The sequence below is a fragment of the Streptomyces sp. NPDC058579 genome (assembly GCF_042718575.1).
Lineage (GTDB): Bacteria > Actinomycetota > Actinomycetes > Streptomycetales > Streptomycetaceae > Streptomyces.
This window is the reverse complement of the sequence record NZ_JBHXPI010000071.1, coordinates 1-23,849: the sequence shown is the minus strand read 5'-3', so window position 1 is coordinate 23,849 and position 23,849 is coordinate 1. Positions and strand designations below refer to the sequence as shown.

Here is a 23,849-nt window from a genome sequence, read left to right as displayed (position 1 = left end):
GAGGGCGGACAGCGCGTGCCGTCCGCCCTCGCCCCGGCCTCCGTCGTCGCCGGCCCTGATCGGGTCGAGGCGCACCGCGGACCCGGCCACCGCACCCACCGAATCACCCGCGCGCATTCTCGGCGCGCGTTCTCCGGGCACATTCCCGAAGCGCTTTCCGGGCGGCATTCCCAAAGGCCATTCTCGGCGCACATTCCAGCGCGCATTAATCACTCGAATTCCCCGTACACCTGCCGCGTTTCTTCTGCCCGGTTTCCCGGACCCTAAACGCCAAGGTTTCGTCAGCACTTCCGGCTCATTTCCGCTCATGTGACGGACTCCACATCGCGCCCTTTTCGCCCGGATTTATACGGACAGAACGGGATCAACCCGCGCCCGCGCGAATAACACATCCGCCTTCGTCGGCACACCCCTTCGCCCCGTGCATTCCGAGAATGCGATCGGTAAATTCCATCGCCATGACCGCAGCACAAGCAGCCATGACACTGGAAAGCCCACGAGTGGAGGACGGAGCCGCGATCTGGCGCATCGCCCGCGATTCCCAGGTCCTTGACCTGAACTCCTCGTACAGCTACCTGCTGTGGTGCCGCGACTTCGCCGCCACCTCGCTGGTCGCGCGCGCCGCCGACGGCGAGCCGGTCGCCTTCGTCACCGGATACCTGCGCCCCGACCGGCCCGGCACCCTCGTCGTCTGGCAGATCGCCGTCGACGAGACCCATCGCGGGCGGGGCCTGGCCGGGGTACTGCTCGACGCGCTGACCGCGCGTGTCTCCCCGGAGGCCGTCGAGACGACGGTCACGCCCGACAACACGCCCTCGGACCGGCTCTTCACCGCGTACGCCGCCCGGCACGGACTCGGCCTGGAGCGCGAGGTTCTCTTCGACGGGCGTCTGTTCCCCGCCCCCGTCGACGACGACGCCGGCACCCACCAGCCCGAAGTCCTGTACCGCATAGGCCCCCACACCCCCGGAGCTTCGCTGTGACCATGACCCCGCCCGCCCTGAGCGTCTTCGAGACCCTGGAGTCGGAGGTGCGCAGCTACTGCCGCGGCTGGCCCACCGTCTTCGACCGCGCGAACGGCGCGCGCCTGACCGACGAGGACGGCCACGAGTACCTCGACTTCTTCGCGGGCGCCGGCTCGCTCAACTACGGCCACAACAACCCCGTACTGAAACGGGCGTTGATCGACTACCTGGAGCGCGACGGGATCACCCACGGTCTCGACATGGCGACCACCGCCAAGCGGACCTTCCTGGAGACCTTCCAGGAGGTCGTGCTGAAGCCGCGCGCCCTGCCGTACAAGGTGATGTTCCCGGGCCCGACCGGCACCAACGCCGTGGAGGCCGCGCTGAAGCTGGCGCGGAAGGTGAAGGGCCGCGAGTCGGTCGTCTCCTTCACCAACGCCTTCCACGGCATGTCGCTCGGTTCGCTCGCCGTCACCGGAAACGCCTTCAAGCGGGCCGGGGCCGGGATTCCGCTGGTGCACGGCACCCCGATGCCGTTCGACCACTATCTCGACGCGCAGATTCCGGACTTCCTCTGGTTCGAGCGGCTGCTCGACGACCAGGGTTCGGGTCTGAACAAGCCGGCCGCGGTGATCGTGGAGACGGTCCAGGGCGAGGGCGGCATCAACGTGGCCCGCGCCGAATGGCTGCGGGAGCTGGCCGAGCTGTGCCGGCGCCAGGACATGCTCCTGATCGTCGACGACATCCAGATGGGCTGCGGCCGTACCGGCGCCTTCTTCTCCTTCGAGGAGGCCGGCATCACCCCGGACATCGTCACGCTGTCGAAGTCGATCAGCGGGTACGGCCTTCCGATGTCGCTCTGCCTGTTCCGGCCGGAGCTGGACGTCTGGGAGCCCGGCGAGCACAACGGCACCTTCCGGGGCAACAACCCGGCCTTCGTCACGGCCGCCGCCGCGCTCGACACGTACTGGGCCGACGGCCAGATGGAGAAGCAGACCCTGAAGCGCGGCGAGCAGGTCGAGCAGGCGCTGCTCGCCCTCTGCGAGGAGAACTCGGCCGACGGCGCGCACTACCGGGGCCGGGGCCTGGTGTGGGGCCTGGAGTTCGCCGACAGGACCCGGGCGTCGAAGGTCTGCGCCCGCGCCTTCGAGCTGGGGCTCCTCCTTGAGACCTCGGGCCCGGAGAGCCAGGTCGTCAAGCTCCTCCCGCCGCTGACCGTCACCCCGGAGGAGCTGGACGAGGGGCTGAGCACGCTGTCCCGCGCCGTCCGCGAGACCGCCGCGTGAGACGCCGTGTGAACCGCCCCGTGAACCACCGCTGATCGAGAGGGAGTTGTACCACCGTGATCGTCCGATCGTTCAAGGACATCGAGAACACCGAACGCCATGTGCGGGCCGCCTCCGGCACCTGGGAGAGCAAGCGGATCGTCCTCGCCAAGGAGCGGGTCGGCTTCTCGCTGCACGAGACCGTGCTCTACGCGGGCACCGAGACGTCCATGTGGTACGCCAACCACATCGAGGCCGTCCTGTGCGTCGAGGGCGAGGCCGAGTTGACGAACGACGAGACCGGCGAGACGCACTGGATCGCGCCGGGCACGATGTATCTGCTCGACGGCCACGAGCGGCACACCATGCGCCCCAAGACCGACTTCCGCTGCGTCTGCGTCTTCAACCCGCCGGTCACCGGGCGGGAGGACCACAACGAGAACGGGGTCTACCCCCTGCTCACGGAGGAGGGCTGACCATGACGGACGTGCTGACCGACCTGTACCCGACCCGCGCCGCCGCCGAGGTGCTCACGCCCCGCCGCGACCCGGTGGTGTGGGGCGACGCCCCCGGCCTCGAGTCGTACGACCGGGACGGCTTCCTCGTCGAGCCGGAGCTGCTGGCCGACGACGAGGTCGCCGTGTACCGCCGCGAGCTGGACCGGCTGGTCGCCGATCCGGCCGTACGGTCCGATCCGCGCGCGATCGTCGAGTCGCGGACGTCGACCGTACGGTCCGTCTTCGAGGTGCACCGGATCAGCGAGGTCTTCGCCCGGCTTGTCCGGGACGAGCGGGTGGTGGGCCGGGCCCGCGAGATCCTCGGCTCGGACGTGTACGTCCACCAGTCGCGGATCAACGTGAAGCCGGGCTTCGGCGCCTCCGGGTTCTACTGGCACTCGGACTTCGAGACCTGGCACGCGGAGGACGGCCTGCCGCGGATGCGCACGGTGTCGGTGTCGATCGCGCTGACCGAGAACCACGACACCAACGGCGGCCTGATGATCATGCCGGGCTCGCACCGGACGTTCCTGGGCTGCGCGGGGGCGACCCCGAAGGACAACTACAAGCGCTCGCTGCAGATGCAGGACGCGGGCACCCCGTCGGACGAGGCGCTGACCTCGCTCGCGGACGCGCACGGCATCCGGCTCTTCACGGGCCGGGCGGGCTCGGCGACCTGGTTCGACTGCAACGCGATGCACGGCTCGGGCGACAACATCACGCCGTATGCGCGCAGCAACGTCTTCCTCGTCTTCAACAGCGTGGAGAACGCGGCGGTGGAGCCGTTCGCGGCTCCGGTGCGCAGGCCGGAGTTCATCGGGGCGCGGGACTTCACCCCGGTGCGCTGAGAGCCTGACGGTGGGTGGGGGAGGGAGCCGGCGACGGCCCCCTCCCCCGGCCGTGTCTCAGCCCGCCAGGACCTCCAGGGCGCGGTCGACGTCCGCCGTGCCGTTGTAGAGGTGGAAGGACGCCCGCAGGTTGCCCGCGCGGGCGGCCATCAGGACGCCGGCGGCCCGCAGGTCGGGCAGCCGGTCGCCGAGGCCCGGGACGCCCACCACACCGGAGACGTCCGGCACGGGCGCGTGGCCGAGCTCCACGAGGCCGGCGCGGAAGCGGGCGGCGAGGGCCTTGTTGTGGGCCTCGATCCGCTCGATGCCGATCTCTTCGAGCAGCGCGAGCGAACGGGCCGCCCCGTGGTACGAGAGGAACGCCGGCGGCTCGTCGAACCGCCGCGCGGAGGCGGCCAGTTCGCGCACCGGGCCGTAGCTGTTGGCCCACAGCTCCTCGCCCGTGACCCAGCCCGCGTGGATGGCCGTCAGCGAGTCCTGCGCCTCCTCGGTGACGGTGAGGAAGGACGTCCCGCGCGGGCTGAGCAGGTACTTGTAGCCGCCGGCCACCGTGTAGTCCCACTCCCCCGCGCGCAGCGGCAGCCAGCCCGCCGACTGGGTGGCGTCGAGGAGCGTACGGGCCCCGTGCGCGGCCGCCGCCGCCCGTACCGCCGCGAAGTCCACCGTCCGGCCGTCCGCCGACTGGACGGACGAGAAGGCGACGAGCGCGGTCTCGGGGCGGACGGACTCGGCGAGCCGCTCCAGGGGCACGAAGCGGGTCTTGAGGTCGCCGCGGATCGTGAACGGGGTGATCAGGGAGGAGAAGTCGCCCTCGGGGAAGAGGATCTCGGCTCCGGCGGGCATCGACTGCGCGATCAGCCCGGCGTGGACGGAGACCGAGCTGCCGACGGCGACCCGGTCCGGGTGGACGGCCACGAGCCGGGCGAAGCCGGCGCGGGCCTCGTCGACGACGTCGAAGCTGCCGGAGCCCTCCGGGTTGCCCGCCGCGACCTCCTCGCAGAGCAGGGCGACGGCCTCGATGGTGCGGCGCGGGAGCAGCGCGCACGTGGAGGTGTTGAGGTACGTCCCCCGGGGCGCGAACTCGGCTCCGCCGAGGGGTTCCATGACATCCGTGGCATCCGTGGCATCCATGGGCCAAGACTGGGCTTCCCCCGACCGCTCGTCAATGGCGAATGATCACGGGGAAGCCCCAACCGGCGCTTATATGCCCAGGTCCAGGGGGTGCGCGGCGCTAGCAGTTGCCGTCCACGTCGCAGGCCGGAGCGGCGTCGGTGTCGCCGCCGCCGACCGGCTGCAGGACCGTCCGGCCCTGCCACGCCTGCTCAAGGGCCTGGGTGAAGACCTCGGCGGGCTGGCCGCCGGAGATGCCGTAGCGGCGGTCGAGGACGAAGAACGGCACGCCGTTCGCGCCGAGTTCGGCCGCCTCGCGCTCGTCCGCCCGTACCTCCTCCGCGTACGCGGTCTCGTCGGCGACCACGGCCCGGACCTCGGTCTCGTCGAGGCCGGCCTCGACGCCGAGCCGGACGAGCGTCTCGGAGTCGAAGACGGACCGGTCCTCGACGAAGTTCGCGCGGTAGGCGAGGTCGAGCAGCTCGTTCTGCCGGCCCCGCTCCTTGGCGAGGTGGAGCAGGCGGTGGACGTCGAAGGTGTTGCCGGAGTCGCGGCCCTCGGTGCGGTACTCGAGGCCCTCGGAGTGCGCGTTGGAGGCGACGTGCGCCTCCATGGCGCGGGCCTCGTCCAGGGTCCGCCCGTACTTCTTCGCCAGCGTGTCGACGACCGGCGCGGTGACGCCCATGGGCAGGTTCGGGTTCAGCTCGAAGGAGCGGTGCACGATCTCGATGTCGTCGCGGTGGGCGAAGGCCGCGAGCCCCTTCTCGAAGCGGGCCTTGCCGATGTAGCACCACGGGCAGGCGATGTCGCTCCAGATCTCGACGCGCATGTTCGGCTTCTCTCCGGGTTCGAGGGGGTGTGTTCCGGGTGGTCTTCAGAGGGCGGAAACACCCGCCCCCGCCGGATTCATTCCGTCCCGGGCGCCAGTGTGAGACGGAGCACGAGGTGGGTGCCCGAGCGCGGGGTGTCGGGGTCCGGGGCCCAGGCGTGGGCGGTGTAGAAGGACCGGGCCCGCTCGTTCTTCTCGAAGACGAGGAGGCGGGCCTCGGTGAAGCCCTCCGCGCGCCAGACGTCCAGGCAGGCGGCGTGCAGCTCGGCGCCGATGCCCCGGCGCCAGTGCTCGGGGCGGACGTGGAGCTGCGTGAGCGTGACCGTACCGTCGTCGCCCCTGCTGTACGCGGCGACGCCGGCCGGGTCCCCGTCCCGCTCAGCGACGAGCACGTCGCCCCGCTCCACGGCCCTGCTCCACCCCTCCCGGGAACGGGCGAGCTCCTCGGCTCCGGCGAACTCGGTGTCGGGGACGTGGCCGCGGTAGTACGTGGAGCGGGCCTCCAGGTGCAGGGCGGCGATGGCGTCGAGGTCGTCGGGCGTCGCGGATCTGATCATGACAACGGGGACGCGCGGGGGCGGGGCGGCGGTTGCGGGCGGGGGCGGGGCGGCCTCCTCGCGCACCGGCCCGGCGCCCCCGGCCTCCCCGCGCCCCCGCCTCAGCGGCGCGGCACCCCCAGCGGGTTGCCGTCGCGCAGCTCCGGTGGCAGCAGGTGCTGCGGGGTGGACTGGTACGTGACCGGGCGCAGCCAGCGCTCGATCGCGGTCGCGCCGACCGAGGTGGAGGTGGAGGTGGTCGCCGGGTACGGGCCGCCGTGGTGCTGGGCGCCCGCCACCGCCACGCCGGTCGGCCAGTCGTTGACGAGCACGCGGCCCGCCAGCGGGGTCAGCTCGGCGAGCAGGCCCGCGGCCTCCGGGTCCTCGTCGGCCATCTGGAGCGTGGCGGTGAGGTTGCCGGGGAGCACGGCGAGGACCGCGGTGATCTCGTCCCGCGAGGCGTAGCGGACGACCAGGGTCACCGGGCCGAAGTACTCGCTCAGGAAGGCACCGCCGTCGCCCTTGCGGTGGCTCTCGAGCAGGAGCTCGGCGTCGAGGGTCAGGAAGCCCGCCTTGACGGTGTCCGGCCCGCCGGGGGCCGGATGGACGGGCGCGGCGACGCCGTCGATCTGGGCGAGCTCGTAGGTCCCGGTGAGGAAGTGGCTCCGCATCCGGCGGTCGAGCATCACGCCGGGCTCGTGCGCGCCGACGGCGTCCGTGAGGGCGGAGACGAAGCGGTCGCCCGCCTCGCCCGCGGGCGCCAGGACGAAGCCGGGCTTGGTGCAGAACTGGCCCTGCCCCAGGGTCATGGAGCCCGCGAGCCCGGCCCCGATCTCGGCGGCCCGCTGCTCGGCGGCGGCCTCGGTGATGACCACCGGGTTGAGGGAGCCGAGCTCGCCGTGGAAGGGGATGGGCACGGGCCGGGCGGCCGCCGCGTCGAAGAGCGCCCGGCCGCCCCGGACCGAACCGGTGAAGCCGGCGGCCGCGACGAGCGGGTGGCGGACCAGCTCCACTCCGGCGTCGAAGCCGTGCAGGAGGCCCACGACGTCCTCGGGCAGCCCGACCTTGGCGGCGGCCCGCCGGAGCAGCGCCGCGCAGAGCTCCGAGGTGGCCGGGTGGTCGGGGTGGGCCTTGACCACGACGGGGCAGCCGGCCGCGAGGGCGCTGGCGGTGTCGCCGCCGGGGACGGAGAAGGCGAGCGGGAAGTTGCTCGCGGAGTAGACGGCGACGACGCCGAGCGGGACCTTCCAGCGGCGCAGGTCGGGCCGGGGCGGGGTGGTCGTGGGGTCGGGCAGGTCGATCCGTACGTCGAGGAAGGCGCCCTCGTCGACGACGTCCGCGAAGGACCGCAACTGGGCGGTGGTGCGCGCGAGTTCGCCGGTGAGCCGGACCGGGCCGAGCGCCGTCTCGGCGTCGGCGGTCTCGACGACCTCCGGCCGGGCCTCGTCGAGGAGGTCCGCGGCGGTGCGGAGCAGGGCGGCCCGTACCGTACGGTCGGCGAGCGCCTCGCGGGTGGCGGACGCCGCGGTGACTGCCCGGTCCACGTCGGCGGCTGTGGCCTCCACCGCAACCTGTTCGCGCGGCTTCCCCGTCCGGGGGTCCACACTCCACACTGGTTCAGCTGCCACGGCCCTGCCCCTCTTCACGCGACACCCTGTTCGGTATTCTGAACGGGGTTCCAGTAGATGAATCTGGACTCTATTGACGGGTGTGCCGACTCCACAAGAGGCACCAGGAAGAGGGGTGAGGGCGATGTCGACAGCCGACACGGGTGGGGCCCAGGTCAAGTCCGCGGTGCGCACGGTGGAGTTGCTCGAGTATTTCGCGGGGCGCCCCGGAATGCACTCGCTGGCCGCGGTCCAGGAGGCCGTCGGATACCCCAAGTCCAGCCTGTACATGCTGCTGCGCACCCTGGTCGAGTTGGGCTGGGTGGAGACGGACGCGACGGGCACGCGGTACGGCATCGGAGTCCGGGCCCTGCTCGTCGGCACCTCGTACATCGACGGCGACGAGGTGGTGGCCGCAGCCCGGCCGACCCTCGACCGGCTCTCCGACGACACCACCGAGACCATCCACCTCGCCCGGCTCGACGGCACCAACGTGGTCTATCTGGCGACCCGTCAGTCCCAGCACTATCTGCGGCCGTTCACCCGTGTCGGCCGCCGCCTTCCGGCCCACTCGACCTCCCTGGGCAAGGCGCTGCTCGCCACCCACAGCGACGAGCAGGTCCGCAAGATGCTCCCCGAGACGCTGCCGCCGCTGACCGAGCACACGATCACCGACCGCGAGAAGCTCATCGAGGAGCTGCACCTCATCCGCGAGCAGGGCTACGCGGTGGACCGCGAGGAGAACACCCTCGGCCTTCGCTGCTTCGGCATCGCGATCCCCTACCGCACCCCGGCGCGCGACGCGATCAGCTGCTCGGTGCCGGTGGCCCGGCTCACCCCCGGCCACGAGCAGATGATCAAGGACGCACTCTTCGACGCCCGCGACCGCCTGACCCTGGCGACGCGCCGGCTCTGACGCCTCGGAGGACCGGTCTCTCCGCACGACGACCGGCGCGGCTCTGACGCCGTACCGGCCCCTCCTCCGTACGACGACCGGCCTCTCCGCCGTACGGGGGAGGCGCTTCGTCGCTCGGCAGGACGTGCCGGGAGCGGGCCGCGCGGGAGCGTGGGGTCATGACACAGGCCGCCGCTCCCCTCAGCCTCAGCCCCTCCCGCCGCATCCTCCGCGCCCTCGCCGTCCTCGCCTGCCTCCCGTACATCTCGCTCAAGATCGCCTGGGTGGCGGGGAGCGAGATCGGCATCCCGGCCGGGAGCGCGCTCCTGGAGCACCGGACCCTGCTGATCGTCGCCAACTCGGTCTCCGTGGTGATGGACGCCGTGGTGGTCGTCCTCGCCCTGCTGCTCACCCGGCCCTGGGGCCGCAGGGTGCGTGCCTGGCTGCTCGCGTTCCCGCTGTGGGCCGCGACCGGCCTGCTCTCCCCGATCATGATCGGCTTCCCCGCACAGCTCGCGGTCTCCCTCGTCACCGGCCCGCCGAAGCCCGTCGCCGGCGGCGAACCGTTCCTCGACGACTGGGTGTTCGGGGTCGTCTACGGCGGCTTCATCGTCCAGGGGCTCGCGCTCGGCACCCTCTTCGTCCTCTACGTGAGCGACCGCTGGTCGCACGTGTGGCGCGGCACCCTGGGCGATCTGCCCGCCCGGCTCTGCGGCACCGGTACGCGCGTCACGGCGGTCGTCGCCTCGCTGGTCGCGCTGGTCCCAGCCGCCGTCCATCTTGTGTGGGCCCTCGGCTCGACGCACGGGCTCTCCCCGGCCCAGATCGCCCGGCGCACCGACGACTTCTACGTCCTGGAGTGGACGCGCGCGGCCTTCGTCGCCGTCGCCGTGGTCACCGTGCTGCTCCTCGTCCTCCAGCGGGCCAGGTCGTGGCCGGTCCGTACGGTTCTGGCGTTCGCCTGGGTCGGTTCGGGCGGAGTCGGGTGCTGGGGCGCGTACATGCTGCTCGTGACGTTCATGCCGGACACCGATCCCGACAAGACGTTCACCGGCCTCGCACAGCTGACCTACGCTGGCGAGATGATCACCGGGTTCCTGCTGGCCGGCTGCCTGGCCGTCTTCCTGCACCGCAGGAGCGCGAGCGCGTGAGACCTCCGCTCGCACCGCTGCTCGGCCGGCGCTCCCGGCTCCGCTGGGTGCATCTGATCCTGGGCGGCGCCCTGTTCATGCCGTACTGGCTGGTCGGCACCGTGGTCGTGGGGGTGCTCACGGGCGAGGGGTCGATGTTCTCGGGCGATCTCACCACGCAGTTCGGGGCGTACGCGGTCGGCCTGCCGCTCGCCGCGATCACCTCGCTCTTCCCACTGACCCGGCCCATGTCGGTGGCGGCGGCGCGGGCGCTCTGCGGGATCGCGGGCGACCGGTTCACGGGCGACCGGCTCGCTGACGGGCCCGCCCGGGGGCGGAGCGCGAAGGCGCGCACGGCCGGCTGGTTCACGCTCCACCTCGGCGTCGGCGCGCTGATCAGCGGGGCGACCCTGGCCCTTCCGCCGTTCGCGGTCGCGGTGATGGCCCTGCCGTTCTCCCCCTCGCTCCAGAGGTCGGAGCTGACGGCGTACTGGGGCCTGCACCGGCCCTGGCTCCAGTGGGCCGGGCTCCCCGCCGGGCTCCTTATGCTGCTGGCTCTTGCCGCCGTCGCGGCAGGCGCGGGCGCCCTCCTCGCCCGGGAGGCGCCCCGGCTGCTCGGGCCGAGCCCGGCGGACCGGCTCGTGGCGGCCGAGCGGCGCGCCGCCGAGCTGGCCGTGCGCAACCGGCTCGCCCGCGAGCTGCACGACTCCGTCGGCCACGCGCTGAGCGCGGTGACGCTCCAGGCGAGCGCGGCGCGCCGGGTCCTGGACACCGACGTGGAGTTCGTACGGGAGGCGCTGGCCGCGATCGAGGAGACGACCCGGCGCACGGTCGGCGAACTCGACTCGGTGCTCGGCCTGTTGCGCGACGGCGAGGACGACGGCGAGCTGCCCGCGCCCCGGCTCGACGCCCTGGACGCGCTGGTGCGGGGCGCGGGGCGGCAGGTGGAGCTGACGGTGACCGGGGCGCTCGACCGGGTGCCGGACGCGGTGTCGAGGGAGGCGTACCGGATCGTGCAGGAGGGGCTGACGAACGCGGCCCGGCACGCGGGCGGGGAGCGCGTGACGGCGCGGATCGCCCTGGACGACGACGAGTTGGAGATCACGATGGAGAACGCCCTGCCCGACCGCGCCCCGGTGACCCGCCCCGGCGGCGGCCGGGGCCTGCGCGGGGTCGGCGAACGCGCGCGCCTGCTCGGCGGCACGTCCGAGGCGGGCCCGCTGGACGAGGTCTGGCGCCTCGCGGTGCGACTGCCGCTGGGCCCGGCGCGGGCGGGCGGTGACCGGTGATCCGGGTGGTGCTCGCGGACGACGAGCGGATGGTGCGGACCGCCCTGCGGGTGATCCTGGACGCGGAGGCGGACCTGGAGGTGGTCGGCGAGGCGTCGACCGGGGCCGAGGCGGTGTCGGTGGTCCGCGAGGTGCGGCCGGACGTGGTCCTGATGGATGTGCGGATGCCGGAGATCGACGGGATCCGGGCGACCGAGCAGATCCTGGCGGGGATGGCGGAGCCGCCCCGGATCGTGGTGGTCACGACCTTCGAGAACGACGCGTACGTCTACGACGCGCTCCGGGTGGGCGCGGCCGGCTTCCTGCTCAAGCGGGCCGGCGCGGACGAGCTGGTCGACGCGGTGCGGCTGGTCGCCCGCAGCGACTCGCTGCTCTACCCGGCGGCGGTACGGAGCCTGGCCGCCGAGCACGCCCGCCGCAGGCCCCCGGCGGCGCCGCCCTGGGTGGCCCGGCTGACGGAGCGGGAGGCGGAGGTGCTGCGCCTGGTGGCGACGGGCCTGACGAACGCGGAGATCGCCGGGCGGATGGGCGTCGGCCCGGCGACCGTGAAGACCCATGTGGCGTCGGTGCTCGCGAAGACGGGCGCCCGGGACCGTACGCAGGCGGTGATCCTGGCGTACGAGTCGGGCTTCGTCGGCGCGCGCTGAGGCTGCGGAGTGGCGCGGGTCACGCCGTCGCCCGCCCCGCATGAACGTTTCCTGAGAAACCGGACACAGTCGGAACGGAACGCCACCCTCCGCTCGTCCCGCATATGGGATGAACAAGACGATCAGGCGCGCCTCGGTCTTCTCGCTGCTCCTGGTGCTCGCCCTCCTGGGCCGGGCGACCTGGGTGCAGGCGTACGAAGGCAAGGCTCTCGCGGACGACAAGAAGAACCGGCGGAACGTGATCGCGCAGTACGCGCAGCCGCTCGGGAACATCATCGTGGTCGGTTCGCCGGTCACGGGCTCGAAGAGGACGGAGGGTGGCGATCTCGCGTACAAGCGCGACTACACCGACGGCAAGCTCTACGCGGCCGTCACCGGCTACAGCTCACAGGCGTACGGGGCCAATCAGCTGGAGGGCATCTACTCCGACGTCCTGGACGGCACCGACACCCGGCTGAAGAACCCGCTCGACGCCCTCACCGGCAAGCAGCAGGAGCCCGGTGACGTGGTCACGACCATCGACCCGGCCGTGCAGAAGGCCGCGTACCAGGCGCTCGGCAACAAGAAGGGCGCCGCCGTCGCCATCGACCCGAAGACCGGCCGGATCCTCGGGATGGTGTCCACACCGTCGTACGACCCGTCCACGATCGCCGGTATGACCGACGGGTCCACCTGGAAGCAGCTGACCGACGACAAGGACAAGCCGCTGGTCAACCGCGCGCTGCGGCAGCCACTGCCGCCCGGCTCGACGTTCAAGCTGGTCGTCGCGGCGGCGGCGCTCGAGAACGGGCTCTACGGCTCCGTGGACACGGCGACGAACAGCCCGAACCCGTACAAGCTGCCCGGCTCCACCCGCTACCTGGAGAACGAGAACCCCTCCGCGCCCTGCGAGAACGCCACGCTCCGCACCGCGCTGCAGTACTCCTGCAACAACGTCTTCGCCAAGATCGCGGTCGACCTCGGCCAGGACAAGGTGAAGGCGATGGCGGAGAAGTTCGGCTTCAACGACAAGGAGCAGGACGTCCCCGTACGCGCCTACCCGAGTGTGTATCCGTCCGACATGGACAAGGCGCAGACGGCGCTGACCGGTATCGGTCAGTTCGATGTGACGGCCACCCCGCTCCAGATCGCCATGGTGTCGGCGGCGATCGCCAACGATGGACTCATGGCGTCTCCACACATGGTCTCGAAGGTCGTGGACTCCGACGGCGACGCCCTCGAGACCTTCGACGACGGGGAGACCGAGCGGATCGTCTCGTCCTCGACGGCGAAGCAGCTGCGCAGCGCGATGGTGACCGTGGTCGACAAGGGCACGGGCTCCAACGCGGCGATCTCCGGCGCCGAGGTGGGCGGCAAGACCGGTACGGCCCAGCACGGCGAGAACAACAGCAAGACGCCGTACGCCTGGTTCACCTCGTACGCGAAGGACCCGAGCACCGGCAAGGAGGTCGCGGTGGCGGTGCTGATCGAGGACTCGGGCGCGGCACGCTCGGAGGTCAGCGGCAACGGTCTCGCGGCCCCTGTGGCCGAGAAAATGATGAGGGCGGCGCTGAAGTAGCCTCGCGGGGCACACACTTGCGAGAAAGCGGAGGACCGCCGTGCGCCTGCCCCGTTCCCTGTCCGGATGGACCATGGCGGTCTTCGGGCTGCTCGCCGCGTCGATGGGGGTGGTGGGCTTGGTCTCCGCGGACACCATGCTCACCGCCATGGGTTTCGAACCCATACCCGACGGCGACCGCGCGGATGGGGACCACACGCTCGTCTTCCTCACGGCGTCCTCGATGGCCGCGCTCAATATGGGCGTCTACTACATCCTGGCCGCCTTCGCCGACTGGAAGGCCTTCTTCCGCTGGACGGTCCCGTTCCGGCTGCTGACCTGCGCGGTCTTCACCCTCGCGGTCGTCTCGGGCCGGGCACCGTCCGGCTTCCTCGGGGTCGGCCTGTGGGAGGGCGTCGGCGCGCTGGCGACGGGGGCAGCCCTCCGGTACGAGAGCCGGGGAGCCCGCAAGGACGCCGTCGCTTAGGCACGGCTTGTAGGGCAAATGCCCGATCCGACCGGCCCACCTCAGAGGCCAGGCTGCCGCTATGAGCATGGGCATGGGCATGAGGTGGACAGCGGGGCTGTATCTGACCGGGGTACTGGTGTCGGGCTTCGGCTCGACGGCGATGTGGCTGGCGTCGGGGATCTGGGTCAAGTCCCTGACCGGCTCGGACAGTCTGGCGGCGCTGACCGTGTTCGCCCTGTGGGCGCCCGCGCTCGTCGGCCCGCTGCTCGGCACGGTCGCCGACCGGGTGCGGCGGCGGCCGCTGATGGTCTGGTCGAACGCGGCTATGGCCGCGCTGCTGCCGACGCTGCTGTGGGTCGACTCGGCGGACCGGGTGTGGCTGCTGTACGCGGTGCTCGTGCTGTACGGGATCCAGGGCACCGTCCACGAGGCGGCGGAGGTCGCGCTTGCGGCGAGCGCGCTCGACAAGCGGCTGCTCGGGGACTTCAACGGGCTGCGGACGACGGTCAACGAGGGCGTGAAGCTCGTCGCCCCGCTGCTCGCGGCCGGCCTCTTCGCGCGGTACGGCGCGGGGCCCGTGGCCCTGCTCGACGCGGCGACGTTCGCGCTCGCGGCCGGGGTGTTCGCGCTGATGCGGGTACGGGAGGAGAAGCCGGCCGCCCGGCCGGCCTCGGCGCGCTGGGCGCGGGACATCGGGGAGGGCCTGCGCACGATCCGCGCCTCGCCGGTCCTGCGCCCGCTGGTGCTCACGGGCTCGTTCACGATGCTGCTCGCCGGGGTCAACGGGGCCGCGATCTACGCGGTCGTCGACCGGGGCCTCGGCCACTCCCCCACGTACACGGGCGTGTTGTACGCCGTCCAGGGCGCGGGCTCGGTCGTCGCGGGGCTCGCGGCGGGGCCCCTGCTGCGCCGGGTGACGGGACGGTCGCTGGCCGCAGCCGGGCTCGCCCTCTTCGCCCTGGCGGTGGGCGCCCGCGCCGTCCCGCACGACGGGGTGGCGCTGGTGGCGAGCGGCCTGATCGGGGTGGGCCTGCCGCTCGTCCTGGTCGCCGCGATGACGGCGGTCCAGCGGGAGGCCCCGGCGGACGCGGTGGGCCGCACGGCCGGGACGGCGAACACCCTCCTCTTCGTCCCGAACGCGGTCGCCCTGGCGGTGGGCGCGGCCCTGGTCGCCCTCGTCGACATCCGGGTGCTGCTGCCGCTCCTCACGGTGGCGGGCCTGGCGGGGGCGGTGGTCCTGGCGACCCGGAAGGCCGCCCCCGCGGTGCACAGCCTTCCTCAGCCCTAGGGCCGCCCTAGCCCAGCGCCCGCAGCGCCTCCGCGACCGAGGCCAGGTCCGCGTCGGAGGCCAACCCCGCGTGGTACAGGCGTAGTTCGGTCGCACCGTCCGCCCCCGCGCGCTTGGCGTCCTCGGCGAGCGTGCCGGGGGAACCGCCCATCCCCGACACCACACCGAAGTTGGCCGCGAGGACGCTCTCCGGACGGGCCGCGTCGCCGAAGGGGCCCACGGAGGCCGCCGGGGTGACGACACCGTCCGCGACCGCGAGCACGTGCCCCGGGTCCGTCCCCACGTTGGCGCCGCAGCGGTACGCAACCGGGTCGGCGTGGAGCAGCACCCGGAAGCCGGGCGGGGCGGCCGCACGGACGGCGCCGACGGCGGCCTCCTGGAGCGCGCGGGCGGTCCGGGTGCGCCAGGCGAGCACCGGCTCGTCGAAAGCCCCGAAGTCCCCGACCTCCCCGGCCTCTCCAGCGGCCCCGCCCGCCCAGACCGGCTCCAGCGCCCCGCGCACGGCCGCCGCCAGGGCGTCGGGGTCGACGCCCCCGTCCTCGTACCCCTGCCGGCAGGAGGGGCAGAAGCAGAGGGACATCAGGTACTGCGCGCGGTCGCCGAGCGGGACCCCGGCGGTCTTGTCGTGGGCGTGCAGGTGGGCGAGGCCGTACCAGCCGCAGGACTCCAGCTCGGTGCCGGCCGCCCCGGGCCGTACCGCCGCCTCGGCCGCGAGGTCCACCAGGTAGGCGACGACGTCGGGCTGCGCGATGCAGGGGGCCCAGGGGTAGCGGTCGCCGTAGGCGTTGACGACCGAGGTCTCCGGACGCTCCGCGCCCAGGCGGGAGTTGTGCGCGAGGACCACCCAGGTGTGGACCTCCAGGCCCGCGTCCGCGAGCGCCCGGCCCGCCTCGCCGTACGCGTTGCCCGGCGCCCACTCGCCGGCCTCGTACGGCCGCAGCGCCCGGCCCGACCAGCGGGCCGGGTCCGGCGGGTAGAGCACGGCCGCGTGCTCGGCGGTGACGATCCGGTGCGCGGGGTGCCGGGGCGTCAACGCGCGCGTGGAGTGGTACGCGGAGGCGAGGGTGACGCTCGCGAGACCGAGGTCCGCGAGCCTGCCCGGCGCCGCAGGGTCACCGACGACGTCCCACGGGTAGACGAACGCCCCGGCCCTCACGCGTCACCGCCCAGCAGCGCGCGGCCGCGCTCGATGATCGTGGCGAGCTCCTTCAGGTGCTCGGGGGCGGGCTCGCTGAGCGGCGGGCGGACCTCGCCGACGTCCAGGCCGCCCATCCGTACCGCCGCCTTGACGAGCGAGACCGCGTAGCCGCGGCCCTTGGCGCGCAGTTCGACGAGGGGCCGGTAGAAGCCGTCGATGAGCTTCTCGGCGGTCGCGTCGTCGCCGGTCGTGAGGGCGCGGTGGAACGCGAGGGCGATGTCGGGGGCGAAGCAGAAGACGGCGGAGGAGTAGAGGGTGACGCCGATGCCCCGGTAGGCGAGTCCGGTGAGCTCGGCGGTCGGCAGGCCGTTGAAGTAGAGCAGGTCGAGGCCCTCGGCTCGGACGGCGCTGACGATCCGCTGCATCAGGTCGAGGTCGCCGAGGCCGTCCTTGAGGCCGATGATCCCCTCGGCGCGGGCGAGGTCGACGGCGGTCTCGGGGGTGAGGATCGCGTTGTCGCGCTGGTAGACGACGACGTCGAGCGAGGTGGCGGCGGCGAGTTCGGTGTAGTGCCGCAGGAGTCCCGCCTGGTCGGCGACGACGAGGTACGGGGGCATGGCGAGGAGCCCGTCCGCGCCGGCCTCCTCGGCGAGCCGCGCGTACCGGATCGCGAGGGCCGTGCCGTAGCCGGCGCCTGCGACGACGGGGACGCGGCCGGCCGTCTCCTCGACGGCGGCGGCGACGCAGTCGCGGAACTCCTCGGGGGTCAGGGCGTGGAACTCGCCCGTTCCGCAGCAGGCGAAGACCGCGCCGGCGCCCGCCTCGATCCCGCCGCGGACATGGGTGCGGAAGAGGTCGAGGTCGACGGTGCCGTCCGGGGCGAAGGCGGTGACGGGGAAGAACAGCAGGCCGTCGAGCCGTTCGGCGAGCGGGGCTGTGGTCACGGGCGCTCCCAGGGAAGTCCGTCGTGCACCGTCGTGCACAATTATGATTACTGTCCACATTCTTGAACACCTCCACGCTAGAGCAGCCCCGAAGCGCCGGTCAAGGCGCAAACCCGGCCCACCTGTGCGGTCTTGACGGTCCGTGCGCGCTCTTGACGCTCGACGACCGGCCTCCCTACCGTGTCCACGGTTGTGAATGTGATCCACGGACGGAGACTCCTGATGCCCACACCCCGTACCGTCCTGCTCACCGGCGCCGCCGGTGGCGTCGGCACGCTGATGCGCGAGCTGCTGCCCGCGTACGGCTACGAGCTCCGGCTGCTCGACATGGCGCCGGTCGAGGGCGCGCCGGACGCGATCGTCGCCGACCTCGCCGACCGCGAGGCGCTGCGCGAGGCCGTCCGGGGCGTCGACGCGATCGTGCATCTCGCCGGGATCTCCCTGGAGTCGACCTTCGAGAAGATCGTGGCCGCCAACATCACCGGCCTGCACCACGTCTACGAGGCCGCCCGCGAGGAGGGGGTGGGCCGGATCGTCTTCGCCTCCAGCAACCACGCCGTCGGCTTCACCCCGCGCCCGCGCGGGGACGACCCGGTGGTCCCGGTCGACACCCCGCACCGCCCGGACACCTTCTACGGCCTGTCCAAGTGCTTCGGCGAGGACCTGGCGCAGTTCTACTGGGACAAGCACGGCCTGGAGACCGTCTCCGTACGGATCGGCTCCTGCTTCCCCGAGCCGACCTCGGTGCGGATGCTGTCGATGTGGCTGAGCCCGGCCGACTGCGCCCGGCTCCTGCACGCGACGCTCACCGCCGAGGGCGTGGGACACACCGTGGTGTACGGCTCCTCCGCCAACACCCGGCTGTGGTGGGACCTCTCCTCGGCGCGGGCGCTCGGCTACGAGCCGCGGGACGACTCGGAGCCGTACGCGGAAGCGATCATCGCCGCGCAGGGCCTGCCGAAGGCGGACGACCCGGCGGACGCGCACCTCGGCGGCCACTTCTGCACGGAGCCGCCGCGCTGGCCGCACTGAGGGCCGCGAAGGCGACCCCTACGGGAACACATGGCCCGGCCGGACTTATGCGGGGGCGCCGGCCGGGCCCGGGTCACACCGTGCGGTGGCACAGGCGACAGAGGGAACGTTACGGCGATGACACGGAACCCCGCGATCCGCTCAGCGCGACGACCATCCGCGGAACGCGGGGAGTCCGCCGGTCAGCCGTCCCGCCCGCCGGTCAGGCCGCCGGTCGGCCGTCCCGCCCGCCGCTCAGCGCGTCGAACGCAGCGTCTGGGACGGCGTCTCCCCGAACCGGGTCCGGTACTGCGCCGCGAACCGCCCGTGGTGCGTGAAGCCCCAGCGCCAGGCCACCTCGCTCACGCTCAGCTCCCCCGGGCCCGCGCCCCGCAGCTCCTCGTGGACCCGTTCGAGCCGGACGTCACGGACGTACGCCATCGGAGACATGCCCACGCACTCCCGGAACGACTCCTGGAGCCTGCGCACGCCCACCCCGGCGAGTTCGGCGAGTTCGGTCGTGGTGAAGGGGTGCTCGGGACGGGCCCGTACGGCGTCCATCGCGCGCTTCACGGACACCGGCCGCAACTGCCCGTCCGGGTGGGCCAGCTCGTCCCGCCACGGGTGGTCGGCCGCCAGCAACAGCCCGTTGAGCAGGGCCTCCTGGAGGGGACGGGCGACCAGCGCGTGCTGTGCCAGGCCGTCCCCCGCGAGCGCGTCGCGCGCCACCTGGAGCGCGAAGCGCGCCCAGGCCAGGCCGGGGCCGCGGGTGAGGTCCAGGTACGGCGCGAAGGCGAGCCGGCCGCGCGGCGGGCGGCCGATGAGCCGTTCGAGGCGTTCGCGCAGCGCGGCCGCGTCGATCTTGACGGAGAGCGTGCGGCAGTCCCCGCTCCAGCGCTCCAGGACCGTGTCGCCGTACGGGTCGAGCACCACGGCCTCGCCGGCCGTCGCGACCACCGGCGCGGCCCCGCCCTGGCGCAGCTCCATCGTCCCGCCGAGCGGCGCGTTGACATGGAAGGCCCCGAGCTCGCCGAAGCGCATCCGGACGTCGGCCCCGCAGGACAGGTCGCCGATGACCAGCGGCCCGAGCCGCACGGTGTCGAACGTGGCGGCGAAGGGACGTTCCCGCCGTTCGATGACGTCCATGAAGTTGGCGTAGTAGCGCGCGTCGATCTCCTGGCGCGCCTCGTCCACGTCCCGCGTTCTGAAAGAGCTCCCACCCACGAGCCGCAAGAATACGATCATCGCGATATTCGTTGGGACGCGCGTGCCCGTGAACGGCACGATGGGCGCCATGCCTCAGCCTCATGGATTCAGCTACGCGCAGCGCGCGGACGGCACCGTCGTGATCACGCACCAGGGACGCGCGGCGGGCACCCTGCGCGGCGAGCGGGCGGAGAAGTTCCTGGCGGAGGTGGGGTCGGGGGACGCCCAGCTGGTCATGGCCCGCTGGACGGGCGCGTACAAGTTCGGCAACGAGCGCGCGGCCCGGAACCACCCGCGTAACCGAAGTGGCCGAAGGGACTCCAGGTAAGGGAACGGCAAAGCTGTCTCGCTCGTTACCCCTGGCATGACCGCTATGACCCCCGGCTCGAACATCCCGCTCTCCGCCGCGCGCGTGGCGGTGGACGTCGCCGCTCCGGTACGGCTCGACGTCTCGGGCCTGCTGCTCAGCGCCAACGGCAAGGTGCGCTCCGACGACGACTTCATCTTCTACAACCAGCCGAACGGCCCGGGCGTGACCTACCGCTCCGGCGGCGGCACGGCCCCGGACGCGATCGTCGTGGACACCGGCGCGGTGCCGCCTGGCATCGAGAAGATCGTCGTCACCGCGAGCCCGGACGCCGCGGGCCAGACCTTCCAGGGCGTCGAGCCCACGGCCACCCTGCGCAACGCGGACGACGGCAGCGTCCTCGCCACCTTCACCCCGCCCCAGCTGGGCTCGGAGACGGCGCTGGTGATCGTGGAGATCTACCTGCGCAACGGCGCCTGGAAGGCGCGCGCGGTGGGCCAGGGATACGCCAACGGCCTCGCGGGCATCGCCACCGACTTCGGCGTCTCGGTGGACGAGGAGCCGGCCGCCGCCACTCCCGTGGCGCCCCCGGTCGCGGCCCCGGCGGCCGCCCCCGTCGACCCGCGGCTCGCGGCCCCGACGCCTCCGCCGCCGCCCGCGCCTCCGGTCGCCCCGGCAGCCCCCGCCGCCGCCCCGGTCTCCACGGGCAAGATCAACCTGGACAAGGGCCGGGTCACCCTCCAGAAGAACCAGACGGTCTCGCTGGTCAAGGGCGGCCGCCCGCTCCTCACCCAGGTCAAGATGGGCCTCGGCTGGGAGCCCGCGTACCGCGGCAAGGACATCGACCTCGACGCCTCCGTCATCGCGTACGGCCCCCAGCGCAACCACCTGGACAGCTGCTACTTCGGCAAGCTCTCCATCCTGAACGGCTCGGTCAAGCACTCCGGCGACAACCTGACGGGCGAGGGCGCGGGGGACGACGAGGTCATCGTCGTCGACCTCGGCCGGCTCCCCGCCGACGCCACGGGCCTGGTCTTCACGGTGAACTCGTTCACCGGCCAGAAGTTCACCGAGGTCGCCAAGGCGTACTGCCGGCTGATCGACGCCGCGACGGGCGAGGAGCTGGTCCGCTTCGACCTGACGACGGCCGAACCGCAGACGGGCGTGATGATGGCCAAGCTCATCAAGCAGTTCTCCGGCGAGTGGGAGATGACGGCGATGGGCGAGTTCGTGAAGTCGCGCACGGTCCGGGGCATGGTGAAGCCGGCGGCCCAGTCGCTCTGATCACGGTACGACGAAGGGCCCGCCGGTCACCGACCGGCGGGCCCTTCGTCGTACTGCCGCAGAGGTCAGCGGCGCGGCTGACGGCGCCACGGACCGGTGATGGCGACCATGATGCCCGGGTCCTGGATGTTGGCGAAGAGGGTGTCGCCGTCGGGCGAGAAGACGACGCCGGTGAACTCGCTGTCGTTCAGGTCGTTGCGCGCGATCGGGTAGGTGCGGCCGCGCTCGGTGGCGCCGAAGAGGTGCTGGACGCCCTCGCCGTCCTCGGCGATGACGAGCCCGCCGTAGGGCGAGACGGTGATGTTGTCCGGGCCGTCGTAGGCGCCGTCCTTGTCCGGGTCGGGGTTGACGCCCAGGAGGACCTGGAGGGTCAGGGTGCGCCGCTTGGGGTCGTAGAACCAGACCTGGCCGTCGTGCGCGGCGCCGGGGCTCTCGTCACGGGCGTACGAGGAGACGATGTAGGCGCCACCGTCGGCCCACCACATGCCCTCCAGCTTGCGGGCGCGGGTCACCTCGTCGGGGCCGAACTGCTCGCGGACGTCGACCTCGCGGCCGTCGCGGTCGGGAACGTCCAGCCAGTCGACGCCGTAGACCGTGCCGATCCGGGTGGCGCGGGAGAGGTCGTCGACGAAGCGGCCGCCGGAGTCGATGCAGCGGGGCGCCTGGAGCACGCCGGCGTCGTCGGCGAGGGTACGGAGCTTGCCCCGGCCGTGCTCGAAGCCGCGCGGCGGGACCCAGCGGAAGAAGAGGCCGTTGGGCTCGGAGGCGTCCTCGGTGAGGTAGGCGTGACCGCGCTTGGGGTCGATGACGACCGCTTCGTGGTCGTAGCGGCCGAAGGCCTTGATGGGCTTGGGGGCGCGGTTGGCGCGGCGGTCGCGCGGGTCGACCTCGAAGACGTAGCCGTGGTCCTTGGTCATGCCGTTCTCGCCGGCCCGGTCGGAGTTCTCCTCGCAGGTGAGCCAGGTACCCCAGGAGGTACGGCCGCCGGCGCAGTTGGTGGAGGTGCCGGCGATGCCGACCCACTCAGCGACGGTGCCGTCGCGGTGCACCTCGACGACCGTGCAGCCGCCGGACGCGGCGGGGTCGTAGACGAGGCCTTCGGTGAGCGGGACGGGGTACTTCCACTTGGAGCGGACACCCTTGAGCTCATGATTGTTGACGAGGTACGTGGTGCCGCGCGGCCCGGCGAAAGTGGCGGTGCCGTCGTGGTTGGACGGCGTGAACTCGCCGGACTCCAGCTTGGTGACGCCGCTGTGCGTGATGACGCGGTACGAGAACCCGGCGGGGAGCGCGAGGACGCCCTTGGGGTCCTCTACGAGGGGCCCGTAGCCGAGCCGGTGGTGCCGGTCCCCGTGGGCCGCCTGTCCCTCGACCTCGGCCTCGAGCCGGTCGTCGGGGGTGGCGAGCGCCTCGGGCGCGGTCGCGAGCGCCGCGACGGTGCCGGTCAGGACGAGGCCGGCTCCGGCGGCGGTGGACTGCTTGGCGAACTCTCGGCGGTTGAGGGGCATGGCGTGGTCGTCTCCCTGTCGTCACCCGGTGTCGGGGCACACGGTCCCGCCCGCGTATAAACGACAGTTGAACAGAGAGGCCTCCTTCCATGAACCTGCCTGCCACCGGTCGGCGTGTCCTTGTCAGCGGCGCCTCTCGGGGCCTGGGCCGCGCGGTGGCCCAGGCGTTCGCCGAGAACGGCGACCGGGTAGCCGTCCACTACGGCTCGCGAGCCGAAGAGGCCCAAGCGACCTTGGCGTCCCTGCCGGGCCCCGGCCACACCGCTGTCCAAGGCGACCTGGCGGATCCGACGCGTGCTCGGGAGGTGGCGGACGCGGCGGCGGAGGCGCTGGGCGGCATCGACATCCTGGTGAACAACGCGGCGATCATGCAGAGCCACCCCCTGCCGGAGACGCCGTACGAGGAGTGGGTGGCGATCTGGCAGCAACACGTGGCGGTGAACCTCCTGGCCACGGCGAACCTCAGCCATCTGGCGGCCCGCCGCATGATCGACCAGGGCGGGGGCGAGCGAAGCGAGATGGGGGTCCCCCCGGCCGGAGGCTGGGGGAGGATCGTCAACATCGGCTCCCGGGGCGCGTTCCGCGGCGAACCCGACCACCCGGCCTACGCCGCGACGAAGGCCGCCGTCCACGCCCTGGGCCAGTCCCTGGCGGTCTCGCTGGCCCCGCACGGCATCGCCGTGGCCTCCGTGGCCCCCGGCTTCTTCACCACGGAACGCGTGGCCTCCCGTCTCACGGGCGAGGAGGGCGAAGCCATCCGCGCCCAGAGCCCCTTCGGCCGGGTGGGAACGCCGGAGGAGATCGCCGCGGCGGTCCTCTGGCTGGCCTCCCCCGCGGCCGAGTGGTCCTCGGGCACGATCCTGGACCTCAACGGCGCGTCGCATCTCCGCACATGACGCTTGGCCAGGGTTGACGGACAAAGCCTGCGGGCAACCTGTCTGGCGTCATCCGCGCCTCGCCCCAAGGAGACACGACACCCCATGCTGCGCCGATCCGCTCTCACCCTGGCCGCGGTGGCGGTCCTGACCCTGTCCGCGACGACGACTCCGGCCACGGCCACGGTCACGGCCGCCGCCTACCCCACTACCAAGGTCTACGTCTCCGACGGCGCGGGCAGCTCCATCTCGGGCACGCTGACCTGGTACAACCGTTCGGTGGACTTCAAGGGGACGCTGACGTCCGCCGGTTGCCGCCGAGCGTGGTACAGCGTCTTCGACGGCTTCGCCAACCCCCTCGGCCCCAGAAGCAGCAGCACCCACTGCAACAAGGTGACCTCGGTCCCGGCCACCCTCCCCGCGAACGTCGTCGGCGGAGGCTCCTACGTAGGCGTCTGCCTGGACGACGCAGCAGGCAAACCCATCACGGCCTGCGGCGTCTACGACCGCCCGTAACCCCCGAGGGAGCCCGCGTAGGCGCCCCGCGCCGCGCCCAGTTCCCAGCCGCCGCCCGGCGCCGCATCCCCCGCGCCGCGAAGCCGGCGCTCGGGGGTTCGGGGGCGGAGCCCCCGGTCCCGTCAGGGTTTCGGGGAGGGGCGGGGTG

Annotated in this window: 24 protein-coding genes; 16 read left to right on the top strand and 8 right to left on the bottom strand. The window is 72.6% G+C overall.

All coding sequences use genetic code 11. The annotated features are described in order from the left end of the window. The first annotated feature begins 458 nt into the window (after positions 1–458). Genes ectA through thpD form a run of 4 tightly spaced genes read left to right on the top strand, consistent with a single transcriptional unit; the run spans position 459 to position 3,575 of the window. Positions 459–983: a diaminobutyrate acetyltransferase gene (ectA, locus tag ACFWRO_RS36195; protein WP_384518669.1), complete on the top strand. Its 525-nt coding sequence runs from the start codon at positions 459–461 to the stop codon at positions 981–983. Continuing rightward, positions 980–2,251, top strand: a complete 1,272-nt coding sequence (gene ectB, locus ACFWRO_RS36190; protein ID WP_384518666.1) for a diaminobutyrate--2-oxoglutarate transaminase — start codon at positions 980–982, stop codon at positions 2,249–2,251. Before ectA ends, ectB begins: the two co-directional genes overlap by 4 nt. A gap of 56 nt (positions 2,252–2,307) precedes the next feature. Next, positions 2,308–2,706: an ectoine synthase gene (locus ACFWRO_RS36185; protein ID WP_384518663.1), complete on the top strand. Its 399-nt coding sequence runs from the start codon at positions 2,308–2,310 to the stop codon at positions 2,704–2,706. 2 nt (positions 2,707–2,708) lie between these two features. Beyond that, the gene (gene thpD, locus ACFWRO_RS36180; RefSeq protein ID WP_384518660.1) at positions 2,709–3,575 is read left to right on the top strand and encodes an ectoine hydroxylase; all 867 of its coding nucleotides are present in this window, start codon (positions 2,709–2,711) and stop codon (positions 3,573–3,575) included. Positions 3,576–3,632: 57 nt separating this feature from the next. On the opposite strand, the gene ACFWRO_RS36175 is transcribed toward thpD, so the two are convergent. The 4 genes from ACFWRO_RS36175 to ACFWRO_RS36160 form a co-directional block, all read right to left on the bottom strand. Continuing rightward, entirely contained in the window at positions 3,633–4,706 is a 1,074-nt protein-coding gene (locus tag ACFWRO_RS36175; protein ID WP_384518657.1) for an aminotransferase class V-fold PLP-dependent enzyme, read from the bottom strand. Positions 4,707–4,806: 100 nt separating this feature from the next. Then, on the bottom strand, positions 4,807–5,514 hold the full coding sequence (locus ACFWRO_RS36170) for a DsbA family oxidoreductase (RefSeq protein ID WP_384518654.1): 708 nt from the start codon (positions 5,512–5,514) through the stop codon (positions 4,807–4,809). Between the two features lie 77 nt (positions 5,515–5,591). After that, the gene (locus tag ACFWRO_RS36165) at positions 5,592–6,071 is read right to left on the bottom strand and encodes a GNAT family N-acetyltransferase (RefSeq protein ID WP_384518652.1); all 480 of its coding nucleotides are present in this window, start codon (positions 6,069–6,071) and stop codon (positions 5,592–5,594) included. 101 nt (positions 6,072–6,172) lie between these two features. Continuing rightward, complete coding sequence (locus tag ACFWRO_RS36160; RefSeq protein ID WP_384518650.1) at positions 6,173–7,678, bottom strand: aldehyde dehydrogenase (NADP(+)); 1,506 nt, start codon at positions 7,676–7,678, stop codon at positions 6,173–6,175. 124 nt (positions 7,679–7,802) lie between these two features. Here ACFWRO_RS36160 and ACFWRO_RS36155 point away from each other — a divergent pair, with 124 nt between their 5' ends. The 7 genes from ACFWRO_RS36155 (at position 7,803) to ACFWRO_RS36125 (ending at position 14,912) form a co-directional block, all read left to right on the top strand. Continuing rightward, a complete protein-coding gene (locus ACFWRO_RS36155; protein ID WP_361958596.1) occupies positions 7,803–8,573 on the top strand; it encodes an IclR family transcriptional regulator in 771 nt (256 codons plus the stop codon). Positions 8,574–8,731: 158 nt separating this feature from the next. Next, positions 8,732–9,703, top strand: a complete 972-nt coding sequence (locus tag ACFWRO_RS36150; RefSeq protein ID WP_384518647.1) for a hypothetical protein — start codon at positions 8,732–8,734, stop codon at positions 9,701–9,703. After that, positions 9,700–10,971, top strand: coding sequence for a sensor histidine kinase (locus ACFWRO_RS36145; RefSeq protein WP_384518644.1), 1,272 nt, complete (start codon positions 9,700–9,702; stop codon positions 10,969–10,971). The genes ACFWRO_RS36150 and ACFWRO_RS36145 overlap by 4 nt, the downstream gene beginning before the upstream one ends. 29 nt (positions 10,972–11,000) lie before the next feature. Beyond that, on the top strand, positions 11,001–11,618 hold the full coding sequence (locus ACFWRO_RS36140; protein ID WP_384518677.1) for a response regulator: 618 nt from the start codon (positions 11,001–11,003) through the stop codon (positions 11,616–11,618). Positions 11,619–11,727: 109 nt separating this feature from the next. Next, positions 11,728–13,176 (top strand): peptidoglycan D,D-transpeptidase FtsI family protein, encoded by a 1,449-nt coding sequence (locus tag ACFWRO_RS36135; protein ID WP_384518641.1) that lies wholly within the window; start codon positions 11,728–11,730, stop codon positions 13,174–13,176. A 73-nt stretch (positions 13,177–13,249) separates the two neighbouring features. Continuing rightward, positions 13,250–13,642: a hypothetical protein gene (locus ACFWRO_RS36130; protein WP_384518674.1), complete on the top strand. Its 393-nt coding sequence runs from the start codon at positions 13,250–13,252 to the stop codon at positions 13,640–13,642. 73 nt (positions 13,643–13,715) lie between these two features. After that, on the top strand, positions 13,716–14,912 hold the full coding sequence (locus ACFWRO_RS36125) for an MFS transporter (protein WP_384518672.1): 1,197 nt from the start codon (positions 13,716–13,718) through the stop codon (positions 14,910–14,912). A gap of 7 nt (positions 14,913–14,919) precedes the next feature. On the opposite strand, the gene ACFWRO_RS36120 is transcribed toward ACFWRO_RS36125, so the two are convergent. Both ACFWRO_RS36120 and ACFWRO_RS36115 read right to left on the bottom strand, forming a co-directional pair. After that, positions 14,920–16,068 carry a hypothetical protein gene (locus tag ACFWRO_RS36120; protein WP_384518638.1) on the bottom strand — a complete coding sequence of 383 codons (1,149 nt, stop codon included), beginning with the start codon at positions 16,066–16,068 and terminating at the stop codon, positions 14,920–14,922. Continuing rightward, positions 16,065–16,994 (bottom strand): 5-dehydro-4-deoxyglucarate dehydratase, encoded by a 930-nt coding sequence (locus ACFWRO_RS36115; RefSeq protein WP_384518635.1) that lies wholly within the window; start codon positions 16,992–16,994, stop codon positions 16,065–16,067. The genes ACFWRO_RS36120 and ACFWRO_RS36115 overlap by 4 nt, the downstream gene beginning before the upstream one ends. A gap of 222 nt (positions 16,995–17,216) precedes the next feature. On the opposite strand from ACFWRO_RS36115, the gene ACFWRO_RS36110 reads away from it, so the two are divergent. Beyond that, positions 17,217–18,026 (top strand): NAD-dependent epimerase/dehydratase family protein, encoded by an 810-nt coding sequence (locus tag ACFWRO_RS36110; RefSeq protein WP_384518632.1) that lies wholly within the window; start codon positions 17,217–17,219, stop codon positions 18,024–18,026. Between the two features lie 234 nt (positions 18,027–18,260). On the opposite strand, the gene ACFWRO_RS36105 is transcribed toward ACFWRO_RS36110, so the two are convergent. After that, entirely contained in the window at positions 18,261–19,199 is a 939-nt protein-coding gene (locus ACFWRO_RS36105; RefSeq protein WP_384518630.1) for an AraC family transcriptional regulator, read from the bottom strand. 100 nt (positions 19,200–19,299) lie between these two features. Here ACFWRO_RS36105 and ACFWRO_RS36100 point away from each other — a divergent pair, with 100 nt between their 5' ends. Both ACFWRO_RS36100 and ACFWRO_RS36095 read left to right on the top strand, forming a co-directional pair. Further along, positions 19,300–19,539, top strand: coding sequence for a hypothetical protein (locus ACFWRO_RS36100; RefSeq protein WP_384518627.1), 240 nt, complete (start codon positions 19,300–19,302; stop codon positions 19,537–19,539). Positions 19,540–19,575: 36 nt separating this feature from the next. Then, the gene (locus ACFWRO_RS36095) at positions 19,576–20,802 is read left to right on the top strand and encodes a TerD family protein (protein ID WP_384518624.1); all 1,227 of its coding nucleotides are present in this window, start codon (positions 19,576–19,578) and stop codon (positions 20,800–20,802) included. Positions 20,803–20,867: 65 nt separating this feature from the next. Here ACFWRO_RS36095 and ACFWRO_RS36090 read toward each other — a convergent pair whose 3' ends face one another. Then, positions 20,868–22,310 carry an alkaline phosphatase PhoX gene (locus ACFWRO_RS36090; RefSeq protein ID WP_384518621.1) on the bottom strand — a complete coding sequence of 481 codons (1,443 nt, stop codon included), beginning with the start codon at positions 22,308–22,310 and terminating at the stop codon, positions 20,868–20,870. An 89-nt stretch (positions 22,311–22,399) separates the two neighbouring features. Here ACFWRO_RS36090 and ACFWRO_RS36085 point away from each other — a divergent pair, with 89 nt between their 5' ends. Next, positions 22,400–23,206 carry an SDR family NAD(P)-dependent oxidoreductase gene (locus tag ACFWRO_RS36085; RefSeq protein ID WP_384518618.1) on the top strand — a complete coding sequence of 269 codons (807 nt, stop codon included), beginning with the start codon at positions 22,400–22,402 and terminating at the stop codon, positions 23,204–23,206. A gap of 84 nt (positions 23,207–23,290) precedes the next feature. Next, the gene (locus ACFWRO_RS36080) at positions 23,291–23,701 is read left to right on the top strand and encodes a hypothetical protein (RefSeq protein WP_384518615.1); all 411 of its coding nucleotides are present in this window, start codon (positions 23,291–23,293) and stop codon (positions 23,699–23,701) included. Positions 23,702–23,849: the final 148 nt, after the last annotated feature.

What these genes read in the sequence shown, in the direction of transcription:
- ACFWRO_RS36090 (WP_384518621.1), bottom strand. Translation starts at nt 22,310, where the DNA reads ATGCCCCTCAACCGCCGAGAGTTCGCCAAGCAGTCCACCGCCGCCGGA.
- ACFWRO_RS36130 (WP_384518674.1), top strand. Translation starts at nt 13,250, where the DNA reads ATGGCGGTCTTCGGGCTGCTCGCCGCGTCGATGGGGGTGGTGGGCTTG.
- ACFWRO_RS36095 (WP_384518624.1), top strand. Translation starts at nt 19,576, where the DNA reads ATGACCGCTATGACCCCCGGCTCGAACATCCCGCTCTCCGCCGCGCGC.
- ACFWRO_RS36100 (WP_384518627.1), top strand. Translation starts at nt 19,300, where the DNA reads ATGCCTCAGCCTCATGGATTCAGCTACGCGCAGCGCGCGGACGGCACC.
- thpD (WP_384518660.1), top strand. Translation starts at nt 2,709, where the DNA reads ATGACGGACGTGCTGACCGACCTGTACCCGACCCGCGCCGCCGCCGAG.
- ACFWRO_RS36125 (WP_384518672.1), top strand. Translation starts at nt 13,716, where the DNA reads ATGGGCATGAGGTGGACAGCGGGGCTGTATCTGACCGGGGTACTGGTG.
- ACFWRO_RS36080 (WP_384518615.1), top strand. Translation starts at nt 23,291, where the DNA reads ATGCTGCGCCGATCCGCTCTCACCCTGGCCGCGGTGGCGGTCCTGACC.
- ACFWRO_RS36170 (WP_384518654.1), bottom strand. Translation starts at nt 5,514, where the DNA reads ATGCGCGTCGAGATCTGGAGCGACATCGCCTGCCCGTGGTGCTACATC.
- ACFWRO_RS36135 (WP_384518641.1), top strand. Translation starts at nt 11,728, where the DNA reads ATGAACAAGACGATCAGGCGCGCCTCGGTCTTCTCGCTGCTCCTGGTG.
- ACFWRO_RS36175 (WP_384518657.1), bottom strand. Translation starts at nt 4,706, where the DNA reads ATGGATGCCACGGATGCCACGGATGTCATGGAACCCCTCGGCGGAGCC.
- ACFWRO_RS36140 (WP_384518677.1), top strand. Translation starts at nt 11,001, where the DNA reads ATGGTGCGGACCGCCCTGCGGGTGATCCTGGACGCGGAGGCGGACCTG.
- ACFWRO_RS36150 (WP_384518647.1), top strand. Translation starts at nt 8,732, where the DNA reads ATGACACAGGCCGCCGCTCCCCTCAGCCTCAGCCCCTCCCGCCGCATC.
- ACFWRO_RS36165 (WP_384518652.1), bottom strand. Translation starts at nt 6,071, where the DNA reads ATGATCAGATCCGCGACGCCCGACGACCTCGACGCCATCGCCGCCCTG.
- ACFWRO_RS36085 (WP_384518618.1), top strand. Translation starts at nt 22,400, where the DNA reads ATGAACCTGCCTGCCACCGGTCGGCGTGTCCTTGTCAGCGGCGCCTCT.
- ectA (WP_384518669.1), top strand. Translation starts at nt 459, where the DNA reads ATGACCGCAGCACAAGCAGCCATGACACTGGAAAGCCCACGAGTGGAG.
- ACFWRO_RS36110 (WP_384518632.1), top strand. Translation starts at nt 17,217, where the DNA reads ATGCCCACACCCCGTACCGTCCTGCTCACCGGCGCCGCCGGTGGCGTC.
- ACFWRO_RS36155 (WP_361958596.1), top strand. Translation starts at nt 7,803, where the DNA reads ATGTCGACAGCCGACACGGGTGGGGCCCAGGTCAAGTCCGCGGTGCGC.